Source organism: Flammeovirga aprica JL-4 (assembly GCF_012844305.1).
Taxonomy (GTDB): Bacteria; Bacteroidota; Bacteroidia; order Cytophagales; family Flammeovirgaceae; genus Flammeovirga; species Flammeovirga aprica.
Window position 1 is genome coordinate 18303 of record NZ_JABANE010000104.1, and the last position, 10940, is coordinate 29242.

12 protein-coding genes are annotated in these 10940 nt (G+C 35.9%); 9 read left to right on the forward strand and 3 right to left on the reverse strand.

Translation table 11 applies throughout. From position 1 onward, the window contains the following. The first annotated feature begins 146 nt into the window (after nt 1–146). Together HHU12_RS26605 and HHU12_RS26610 are read left to right on the forward strand one after the other, a co-directional pair. Nucleotides 147–299 (forward strand): hypothetical protein, encoded by a 153-nt coding sequence (locus tag HHU12_RS26605; RefSeq protein WP_169659780.1) that lies wholly within the window; start codon nt 147–149, stop codon nt 297–299. Nucleotides 300–301: 2 nt separating this feature from the next. After that, nucleotides 302–721 carry a GNAT family N-acetyltransferase gene (locus tag HHU12_RS26610; protein ID WP_169659781.1) on the forward strand — a complete coding sequence of 140 codons (420 nt, stop codon included), beginning with the start codon at nt 302–304 and terminating at the stop codon, nt 719–721. A gap of 60 nt (nt 722–781) precedes the next feature. On the opposite strand, the gene yjjX is transcribed toward HHU12_RS26610, so the two are convergent. Then, entirely contained in the window at nt 782–1318 is a 537-nt protein-coding gene (yjjX, locus tag HHU12_RS26615; RefSeq protein ID WP_169659782.1) for an inosine/xanthosine triphosphatase, read from the reverse strand. 114 nt (nt 1319–1432) lie between these two features. Between yjjX and recN the strand changes: the two genes are divergently transcribed. Further along, nucleotides 1433–3088, forward strand: coding sequence for a DNA repair protein RecN (gene recN, locus HHU12_RS26620; RefSeq protein WP_169659783.1), 1656 nt, complete (start codon nt 1433–1435; stop codon nt 3086–3088). A 68-nt stretch (nt 3089–3156) separates the two neighbouring features. On the opposite strand, the gene HHU12_RS26625 is transcribed toward recN, so the two are convergent. Continuing rightward, nucleotides 3157–3495 carry a hypothetical protein gene (locus HHU12_RS26625; protein WP_169659784.1) on the reverse strand — a complete coding sequence of 113 codons (339 nt, stop codon included), beginning with the start codon at nt 3493–3495 and terminating at the stop codon, nt 3157–3159. Between the two features lie 346 nt (nt 3496–3841). Here HHU12_RS26625 and HHU12_RS26630 point away from each other — a divergent pair, with 346 nt between their 5' ends. The 6 genes from HHU12_RS26630 to HHU12_RS26655 all read left to right on the forward strand — a co-directional run bounded on the left by HHU12_RS26630 (nt 3842) and on the right by HHU12_RS26655 (nt 9564). Next, on the forward strand, nt 3842–4777 hold the full coding sequence (locus HHU12_RS26630) for a phosphoribosylaminoimidazolesuccinocarboxamide synthase (RefSeq protein ID WP_169659785.1): 936 nt from the start codon (nt 3842–3844) through the stop codon (nt 4775–4777). A gap of 67 nt (nt 4778–4844) precedes the next feature. Next, entirely contained in the window at nt 4845–5225 is a 381-nt protein-coding gene (locus tag HHU12_RS26635) for an STAS domain-containing protein (protein ID WP_169659786.1), read from the forward strand. Between the two features lie 198 nt (nt 5226–5423). After that, nucleotides 5424–6341, forward strand: coding sequence for a ribonuclease Z (locus HHU12_RS26640; RefSeq protein ID WP_169659787.1), 918 nt, complete (start codon nt 5424–5426; stop codon nt 6339–6341). A 108-nt stretch (nt 6342–6449) separates the two neighbouring features. Continuing rightward, a complete protein-coding gene (locus tag HHU12_RS26645) occupies nt 6450–7001 on the forward strand; it encodes a DUF4178 domain-containing protein (RefSeq protein ID WP_169659788.1) in 552 nt (183 codons plus the stop codon). Nucleotides 7002–7125: 124 nt separating this feature from the next. Beyond that, nucleotides 7126–7908, forward strand: coding sequence for a hypothetical protein (locus HHU12_RS26650; RefSeq protein ID WP_169659789.1), 783 nt, complete (start codon nt 7126–7128; stop codon nt 7906–7908). Nucleotides 7909–7977: 69 nt separating this feature from the next. Next, a complete protein-coding gene (locus HHU12_RS26655; RefSeq protein WP_169659790.1) occupies nt 7978–9564 on the forward strand; it encodes a polyamine aminopropyltransferase in 1587 nt (528 codons plus the stop codon). Between the two features lie 95 nt (nt 9565–9659). On the opposite strand, the gene HHU12_RS26660 is transcribed toward HHU12_RS26655, so the two are convergent. Then, nucleotides 9660–10778: an NTP transferase domain-containing protein gene (locus HHU12_RS26660; RefSeq protein WP_205960001.1), complete on the reverse strand. Its 1119-nt coding sequence runs from the start codon at nt 10776–10778 to the stop codon at nt 9660–9662. Nucleotides 10779–10940 lie beyond the last annotated feature (162 nt).

The following is a 10940-nucleotide window of genomic DNA, read 5'->3' on the forward strand; positions in this document are numbered from 1 at the left end:
GTTAATAACATGTCCTCTATGTTATTAACCCTTTCTATTTATAACAAGTAATAATACACAATTAGTACTTAGATAAAAAACCATTTCCCAATAGGGGTTTTGGATACTCCTTCCGCTTTATAGTTAAAAACAAAACAATTATCAAAATGAAATTTATTATCACAAGAAAACCAGAACCAAAGCACAAATGTGTTTGGCGTAGAAACGGATATAAATATATCGGTGAATTTAAAAATAAGCTAGATGCCACTCAGGCATTTCCTAATGCTCATGTTGAAATCTTATCTGAGAAAAAATAACCATGCAGAAAATTGTAATAAATAAGCCAGATGAGAAACTAGATCATCAAATATTTGACGGGTTGAGAAAATATAGTGATCAATTTACTACTTCCAAATGGGAAGATGTTGAACCTTTGTCAATTTATATTAAGGATGAAAATGATAATTTAATTGCTGGCCTGACGGCTAAATCCTATTGGAAGGTATTACATATCGATCATTTATGGGTATCATCTACTCAAAGAGGAAAACATCTTGGCAAACAACTAATGGATATAGCTGAAGATGAAGCTCGAAAAAGAGAGTGTTTAGGTGTAGTGCTAGATACAATGAGTTTTCAAGCTCAACCATTTTATGAAAAACGAGGATATGAGTTTATTGGAAAAGCCGACATCTATCCTGAGGGCATTTCAAAAAACTATATGCAGAAGAAGTTTTAAAGCATAAAAAGAGGTATCCGTTCGTGAGCTAAATTTCTCCCCAAACGGATACCTTTTATATTAATATAATTTCGGATTAACTAATGGTATCATGGCCAACACCATTGCTTGTACATAATATTCAGTTCTCCCCAAAGCTCCAAAAGTTAAAGATCCTACTGCCCCTCCTTTCTGTTTCGATCCCACTTCGTTAAAAACCTGATCATTGGCATGCCCTAATTCAACACCTTCTTCTACCAATTGCTGTACTTTAGGTGGCAAGTAAAAAACACCTGTTTGCCCTTTCCCCATATTACCGTTATTATCCAATACGCACATCCAAGCAAAAGCAAACATTTTACCTTCTTCATCCTTATCAATGCCGCCTTCCATGCCTACCCAGAAATCGGCTTCAGGTTCACTTTCTTTTGCATTATTTGCCCTGTTCAAAGCCCCTTCCCAAGTTTCCTGTGTTGTCATTGGCTGATCAGACACTCCAGAAGGCACATCGCAACCTGTGACATCAAATTGAACATTTGGTAAAATTTTCTGCATTCCTGCTAACGCTGCATTAATTTTCACAGGATTCTTTGAGGCAACTACTACTTTTTTATTCATTTTTTAAACATTTCTTGTAAATTTGGCAAAGTAATATAGATATACTAATCATTTTTGATTACTATTGCATTACAAACGTAATAAAGCAATAGGTGACCATCAAATAACAAAGTCATGTTAAAGAATCTACTGATTAAGAATTACGCCTTAATAGAACATACAGAAATTACTCCTGATAAAGGTTTAAATATTATAACGGGTGAAACAGGTGCAGGTAAATCCATTATGCTTGGCGCACTTGGTTTGCTGAAAGGTGGAAGAGCGGATACAAAAGCTCTATTCGATCAAACTACGAAATGTGTGATTGAAGGTACTTTTGATGTTTCTTCTTACAAACTGCATGATGTATTTGATGACCTTGAGCTAGATTATGAAGAAATTTCTCTTTTGAGAAGGGAAATCACACCGAGTGGAAAATCAAGAGCTTTCATTAACGATACACCTGTGCGTCTTGAGGTGATGCGTAAGATCAGTGAACGCCTGATGGATATTCACTCTCAGCACGACACATTACAGTTAGGCTCGAATATTTATCAGTTAAATCTAGTGGACTCATATGGTAAACTAGATGGAAAAGTTGAACATGTATTCGTTGCTTATAAAGAATATAGAAAAACGGCTCAAGCATATCAGCATTTATTGGATGAATATCAACAGGTTAAAGAAGAATTTGAATTCAATCAGTTTCAGCTGAATGAATTAGATGACGCTCACCTTGATGATATCAATCAAGAAGAACTAGAAAAAGAACTGGAACGTCTTGAGAATGCAGAGAACATTAAAATCGCTTTAAATACGGTGCTGGAATCATTGAGCAGATCTGACTTCTCTGCAGATGCTAGTATCTACTCTTCTATTACAGAGATGTCTAATTTGTCTTCTTTCTCTGATAAGCTTTCAAACCTAAGAGACCGCCTCGACAGCTGTCATATTGAGTTGAGAGATATTATCAGTGAAATTGAGGGAGAAGAAACGGATTTGATGTTTGATCAGGAGCGTATTTTCCAAATCAAGGAAATTCTAGATCAAGTTTATGGCTTACAGCAAAAACACAGAGTCAATGATCTTCAGGAGTTAATTGAGAAAAGGGAAAGTATCCGTTCGAAAGTAGATAAAGTCGAGAGCTTTGATGAAGCACTTTTAGAGGCAGAAACGGAAAAGAAAGTGGCTTATGAAACGTTGATGGAAATTTCTGAAACGCTTTCTGAAGCACGTAAAAAAGTGATAACTCCTCTTACTGAAGAACTTAACAACGCTCTAAATGATCTTGGAATGCCAAACGGCAGAATCCTTATCGATCAAAAGACTACTGAGGTTTCAGCATCAGGTATTGATGAGGTTGAAATCTTATTTACGGCTAACAAAGGTAGAACTCCTCTTCCGCTTAGAGATGCCGCTTCAGGTGGTGAATTCTCTAGATTAATGCTCGCCATTAAATATATTCTAGCAAGTAAAACTTCATTACCTACCATTTTCTTTGATGAAATTGACACAGGTATTTCTGGTGAAATCGCCATCAAAGTGGGTAAAATAATGGAAGAAATGAGCGACAATCATCAAGTATTTACGATTAGTCACTTACCACAGATTGCTGCATTAGGAGAACAGCACTATTATGTTTATAAAGATCACTCTGGAGAATCTACAGTCAGTAAAATCAGAACTCTTACTGAAAAGGAACGAGTGATGGAAATTGCACAAATGATCGGTGGTGCCCAACCTTCTGAAGGAGCCATGATCAGTGCAAGAGATTTAATCTATTCTAGATAAGTGATTTAAAATAAAAACAGAAAACGCTAAGTACTAAGTGAAAATTTATTTTTGGCTGGTGCTTAGTGTTAGATACAACCTACAAATTCTGTTTCACCGCTTCTAGGGCTTTCCACTTTAAAACTCAACATTTTGTTCAGCAAGTCTACTTTTCCTTCAAGGCTTTCTTCACTATCGTTACAGCATACTTCAAACATATCTGCACCTACTTCTTTCGTTGCCAAAGGCATCGTTTCACCACTTTCACAGCCATCCATAATAATCTCTAAACGCAGATTATTCATTTCATCTACTGTGATGGAAGTTTGAGCATCAACTTCATATTTGAAATCGTCTACTACTTTAAATAGCTTACCTGAATACAGGCCTGCTAATTTATCAAGGATATTTTCTTTTAAGTCTAACATGAGATTCTAATATATAAAATAGCACGGGTACTAAACCAACAGCAGAAGCACCCATAAGAAGTTTGTAAATTTGTGTAGTTCAGTGAAGAAGGTTTCCTTCACTCTTCCAAATTACGAACATATTTATTTGAATTTCAAGGATAAGCCCTATTAATTCTATAAATTATTACAAAACTTAAGTGTTCTGTACTTTGTGATCCTACTGAATTTTTACAATGATTTTACGGCAAATAGAAATCTATGTAGAAAATTGATGAAAAGAAAATTGCAATAAAACATTTATCCTATGTATGTTTGCAGCAAAATTATACATTTTACTAATAATTAAGTACATCATTTAAAAGTTATGAACGCAATTAAAAGCACCAATTTTTCTTTCGAAAATGCCACAGGTGTTTACCACGGCAAAGTCAGAGATGTGTATTTCTTCGAAAACAAGATTGCCATCGTTGCCACCGACCGAATTTCAGCATTTGATGTTGTACTTGATCGTGCGATTCCTTACAAAGGGCAAGTTTTAAATCAAATCGCCGAAAAATTCTTGAAACTTACTGCCGATGTGGTTCCAAACTGGCTGGAAAACGCTCCAAGTCCAAACGTTCATATTGGTAAAAAGTGTGACGCTTTTGAAGTAGAAATGGTGATCAGAGGCTATTTAGCTGGTCATGCATGGAGAGAATACAAAGCTGGAAAAAGAATGCTTTGCGGTGTGGCTCTTCCAGAAGGTTTGAAAGAAAATGATAAACTTCCTACTCCAATCATCACTCCTTCTACAAAAGCCAAAGAAGGTCATGATGAGGATATTTCTCGTGAGGAAATTTTAGCACAAGGTATCGTTTCTGAAGAAGACTACACAAAATTAGAGGAATACACTTATGCTTTATTCCAAAAAGGAACTGAGTTCGCTGATGAACAAGGTCTTATTTTGGTAGATACAAAGTATGAGTTCGGAAAATATGACGGTGAAATTTACTTGATCGACGAGGTGCATACGCCTGATTCATCAAGATATTTCTACAAAGAAGGTTACGCTGAACGTCAAGCAGCTGATGAACCTCAAAAACAATTATCGAAGGAATTTGTAAGACAATGGTTGATCGAAAACAATTTCCAAGGAAAAGAAGGACAAGTTCAGCCGATTATGAGCGACGAGTTTGTAAATTCTGTTTCTGAGAGATATATTGAGCTGTACGAAAAAATCACTGGTGAAAAGTTTGAAAAAACTTCCTATGATAATCGTGACGAAGAAATTTTTAAATCAATAAGCACACAATTAGGATAATTTTACGATCTCTAAATAAATGTGTGTATATTGCTTTTTATTAAAATAGATATTATTAAAAGAAATTATGAGATTTTCTGTAAATAAGAGCGAAAAATATACAGTTTTAATTCCTGAAGAAGAAAAGTTAGATTCTTTGAAAGCACCTCAGTTAAAAGCGGAGATTGTAACAATGTTCCAATCTGGTACTGAGAATCTAATCATTGATTTATCAAATGTAAAATATGTTGATTCATCAGGATTAAGCTCAATTTTAGTAGCTAACCGTCTTGCTGGTGAAGTAAACGGTAGATTAGTCCTTGCAGGATTAAACGAACACGTAATGAAATTAATCAAGATTTCTAAGTTAGAAACAGTACTTAACCTTTTACCTACGGTTCAAGAGGCGATTGATTCTGTATTTTTACACGAAATCGAAAAAGATATTGAAGGCGAAGAAGAAAATTAAGCCTTATTATTAAATAGTATTATTTTTATAAAGCTCGAATTGCAATTTTTGCAATTCGAGCTTTTTAGGCAGTTAAAGGGTTTGGTTTGAAATACTTTGCATCATGATCTATTCTTGACAATAGATAAAAAAAGGTGACAAAATCTTTCATAATCACTTTTCAACTGCTTATTGATTTATTACTAACAAACTTATCCCTTGTCGTTCGAAATCACAATTCTAGGGTCGAGTGCTGCTGTACCTGTAAAAGGCAGGCACATGACATCTCAACATGTACGTATAGGTAATCATCAGTTTCTGATTGACTGTGGAGAAGCTACTCAGCATCAATTATTGGAAATGGGGATCAGCCTGCACAAAATCGAGCATATTTTTATCAGTCACCTGCATGGTGATCATTTCTTCGGTTTACCGGGACTTCTCTCTACGATGAATATCCAACGTAGAACGGCACCTCTGTATATTCACGGACCTAGAGGACTGGATGAAGTGTTATTGGCAAGCTTCAAGCACTCTAATACCGAACTGAATTATAAAATCTGTCTTTACGATAATCCTACAATGTTCCCTGATGTGATTTTTGAGAATGATCATATCACTGTGGAAACGATTCCGCTGATTCATAGAGTACCATGCACAGGTTTCTTATTTAGGGAGAAAAAGAAGCAGTATAGAATCATTCCTGAAAAATTACCTTCCGGCTTGCCTTTTGATGCCTTCAGAGCATTGAAGCGTGGAGAGGATATTGAATTTCAAGGAGAGACAATACAGTTCAAAGATGTAACGCTCCCTCCTCGCCGATCAAGGTCTTATGCATTCTGTTCTGATACCAAGTTCAGCCGTTCTGTCATTTCTAAAGTATATGGCGTTGATTTATTGTATCATGAATCTACTTTCATGCACAGGCATTTAGAAAGGGCTAATACTACTTTTCACACCACTGCACTGCAAGCTGGTCAAATTGCAAAGGAAGCCAAGGTAGGTAAACTTTTAATCGGTCACTTTTCTGCTCGATACGGTGATTTGAAGGTGCTTTTAGAAGAATCTAAAACAGAATTTGAAAATACTGAGCTGGCAAAAGAAGGAAGAAAGTTCTCTATCATCGAAAGGGATTAAATATTACTGCTGATTCTTTCTTTTTTTAATGAAAATTATGTTTCCTAAAACATTCTAATTATGAGTTTTATATTATATTTGATAGCGTCAAATAAAATATAAATAGATATGCCATTCGGATTTTTCAAAAAGAAAAAGAAAGAGGAGTCACACTATGACCCTACTAATATTGGAATTGTTGATTTACGTAAAGGATATGTACTAGATTTCGATCTTCAAACATGGGAAGTTACAGAGATGTACGAATATGATTGGGGAGACAATGACTTCTCTTATGAATTCAAACTTGAAAGCCCATCAGATACTGTTTTCTTAAGCGTGGATATAGATGATATTGTGACAGGTACAGTATCACGAAAAATTGTATGGGGAAGACTTCCTGAAGAAGTAGAAGATGGAATTTTACAAAAAGGCAAACCACCAAAGCAAATTACTTTTGAAGGAGTAACTTATTACAGAGACAGCAGAAGTATTGGGTATTGGAGAAATACTGAAGAAACAGACAGAAAAGACAGTATGGAATATATGTGCTGGGAATATTATGATGATACTGAAAAGAAAGTACTTACACTAGAACGTTTTGGAGAAGAGGAATTCGAAGCATCAAGAGGTATTGTTTATCCACCGGATGCTTTCAGCAATGTCTTGCCTGTAAGCTAGGTATGCAAGCAAAAGAACTAAAACTATAATTACCTTTTATATTTTAGCACTTAAATCCTTTTACTTCAGATTACGTTACATATTTATATACATTCACAATCTTAACGTGCAAACATCTAAAAAAATGAGAAGAATAGTCGGTGTTCTATCCTTGATTTTTTTGATTTCTTGTTCTTCTCAAGAAACTTTCAAAAAAACTCCGGTAGATCAGTTTATTATTGACATGAGTGATGTAAAGAATTTTACAGTTTTACTTCACGACATGGATGCTGAAGAGCATATGTTCACAGCTAATGAATATAGACATCAATATAAAATTATTACAATGGGGGCCGATAGTGTTCCTCAGAGTAAAGTAACAGAATGGTACCCTGTATCGGAATCATTTTTCAATTTACATTCTGGTGATATCGGAATGGAAATCGCTTCAAAAGTTGATGGTAAAGTTTCAAAACAAGTATCACCTCCTGGATATTCAGGATATGTAGGCAACACACGATACGGACAGTGGAGAACTAATCCAAGTACAGGTACTAGCTTCTGGGAATTTTATGGCCGATATGCAATGTTCAGAAGTATTTTTGGAATGGGTTATTACGGACCAATTTACAGATCAAGCTATTACGATTATAGAAGGCATTACAGTTCGGGTAGAAACTACTACGGTGGTAGCTCTGGATCGCCAAGATACGGCAGTTACTCATCAGGGGCTACTAAATCAAACCCTAGCTTCTCAAGAAGAATGAGTTCTAACAGCAGTTTCAAAAGCACTGTCAACAACAGTGTTAGCCGCTCTCCGGCTCGTTCTGCAGCAGGATCAAAATCAACAGGTTACAAAAGTACTTCATCCCGATACGGCAGTGGGTCATCCTCAAGGTCAAGATCTTCTTCTTCGGGAGGAAAATAGAAAATATACAATAACTAATTTCAATGCCCTCAGTTCTTCAAAACTGGGGGTTTTTGTTGCAAACAAACAATGAGAACTTCGTTTTTATCTAAATCAAATACATTAAAATTAGCGCTGTTCGCTACTGGTTTATCAGGTATTGTTGCTGAATATGTCTTATCTACATTAGCCACATATTTTCTTGGCAACTCTGTTTTACAATGGACCCTTACCCTTTCTTTTATGCTTTTTGCAATGGGGCTTGGGAGTAGATACAGTAAGTATTTAGACAAGAATCTGATCGAAAAATTTATCCTAGTAGAGTTTTTACTTTCCTTTCTGGTTTCTTTCAGTTCTATTATTGCCTATGGTATTTCAGCGTATGTCAGTTTCAATCAAGACCTGTACGTTTTTCCTTTACCAATTGATGGCGTATTAATTTATTTCACCAGTATTTGTATAGGCTTCCTTATTGGACTTGAAATCCCTTTGGCTACACGTTTGAATGATTCTTTTGAAACACTGAAAGTCAATATTTCATCCGTTATGGAGAAGGATTACTTTGGTAGTCTTTTCGGTGGTTTATTTTTCGCTTTTGTAGGACTTCCTTTTCTTGGACTGACTTACACTCCATTTATTTTGGGATTTGTCAATCTAAGTGTTGCTATCCTTTTATTGTGGAGACTGGATGATATTGTCTCTCCTTCATGGGTGAAAAAACTGAAAGCTGGAAGTATCTCATTGTTTATTGTTATTGGCGTAGGGATGTTCTATGCTGATAAAGTAATCAATTATGGCGAACAGCAACTCTATAAAGACAAGGTTGTTTTTCAAGAGCAAACGTCCTATCAACGACTTGTGGTTACAAAATGGAAAAACGATTATTGGCTTTATATCAATGGACATTTACAGCTGAGTACTTTTGATGAATGGCTGTATCACGAGCCAATGGCTATTCCTGCACTGTCGCTAAATGGACACCCTCAAAAAGTATTGATATTGGGCGGTGGAGACGGCTGTCTGGCAAGAGAAGCTTTGAAATATCCTTCTGTGGAAAAAGTTACTCTTGTGGATCTAGACCCTGGAATGACAAGGTTAGGACAAGAACATCCAATTTTTGTTGAATTGAATGGAAATGCTCTTAATCATCCGAAAGTGGAGGTTATCAATGGAGATGCATTTACTTACCTTGAAAAAACCGAAGAATTTTTTGATGTTATTCTGATGGACTTTCCAGATCCAAAATCCATTGAATTAGGCAGATTGCAATCCATGGAGACCTTCAGAATGTGCTGGCATCATTTAAGACCAAATGGTGTGATCGTTACACAAGCCGGAAGCCCTTATTATGCAACAAAGGCATTTTACTGTATTGAAAAGACCATGCAGGAAGCCGGTTTCAACACTATTCCTATGAGAAATCAAGTACTTACTCTTGGTGAATGGGGATGGGTAATGGGTACAAAAACACTCAGTTCTGAGGAAATGAAAAACAGAATTAGAAACCTTGACATCGAAGGCATCCCAACACGATGGCTCAACAACGAATCTCTCCACAGTATTACTTCTTTCGGTAAGGGACTTATAGAGTTTGATAGTTTGAAGGTGGAAGTGAATACTGTGCACAACCCTGTCTTACCGACTTATTACGGCAAAGGAAACTGGGATTTATTCTAATCAATTGTGATAAATACTAAGCAGTCAAACTGCTAAAAACAAACCCACTCATTTCAATAGAGACGAGTGGGTTTAATATTTTCTAAGCCAAACTATTACAAAAGGCCTTTTATTTTCTGAAACTCTTCAGGCGTATTTGCATTGGTCATTTCCTCTTCATGATCTGCAATAAGCAATTCTATATCACTATTGATCAATGCTTTTCGAGGACAAGAATAACCCCAGCTCAAAAATTCCAACAATCTGCCATAAGCTTTTGGCTCCCAGATACAAATCAACGGTTCTGGAAATTCCATTGTTGGACTTTTGAATGATGTAGCGTATTTCTGTGGGTTTCTCGCATTCACTAATTGATTTAGGGAAGAAGCACTGAGCAATGGTAAATCACAAGCTACTACAAGCCAAGCCGCATTTGGATCTTCCTGAAATGCAGAAAGAATACCACTCATAGGGCCCAGTCCTATAAACTTATCTTGAAGTTGCTTCACCTCTGAAAACTGCTCTTTCTTATCCGCTACAGAAACATACACTTCATCACAATACTGACTTAAGAGGTCATAGGAATGTTTCCATTGAGGTTGCCCATGATAGTCTAACATGGATTTATCCTCTCCCATTCTTGTGCTTTTACCCCCTACTAGCACCAATCCTTTCAGTTTAGGTTTGATCACAGATTGAGATTGAATAAAAGAGGCTATATCCTTCAGGTCATCACTTCTGAAAGTAGGGAGTTCCGCTAATTCAGGTTTCTCCTTTAATAAATCCTCTGACAACGCTTCTTTTCCTTCCGTAAAAACTACTCCTATAGGATTTTTAATCTTAGCGACTTTTTTGAGCAAAGGCTTTCTATCATCTACAAAAAGTAACTGTTTTTGACCTTCAAAATGATTACCATTAACCAGGGTAATATCACAGCTTTTAAACAGCTGTCTTAACTCAAAAGAAGAATAAGATTCTTGTGAGTCAAAGCGTTTGAAATTAATCTTATCAGTATACGTCACCACTGTATCACCGAAGAATGATTTCACTTTTTCTTCTTCGTCACTTTTATGGTCCATATCCATAAATGCAACCTTAAGCGGTGCTAATTCTTTAGAAACCGAAGCAACAAATGATTTGATATCACCACAGGTTGTGCCCATTACAGCCACTTCATTGATACCGTAATTCCCTATTTCCTTTCGAGTTATTTTGGCGTGTTTCTGATGTTTCATTTAGAACATGTTTGGAATATATTTTTTTACTAAGTACAAATTCAAAAATAAATCATAGTTAATTCTATTTATTTTTGATTTAAGTACTAAGTACATTGTAAACTAAGTTTTCGTTAATATTTGAGTGTAACTTTTATGCATAATATCTCTAGCATTTTCTTT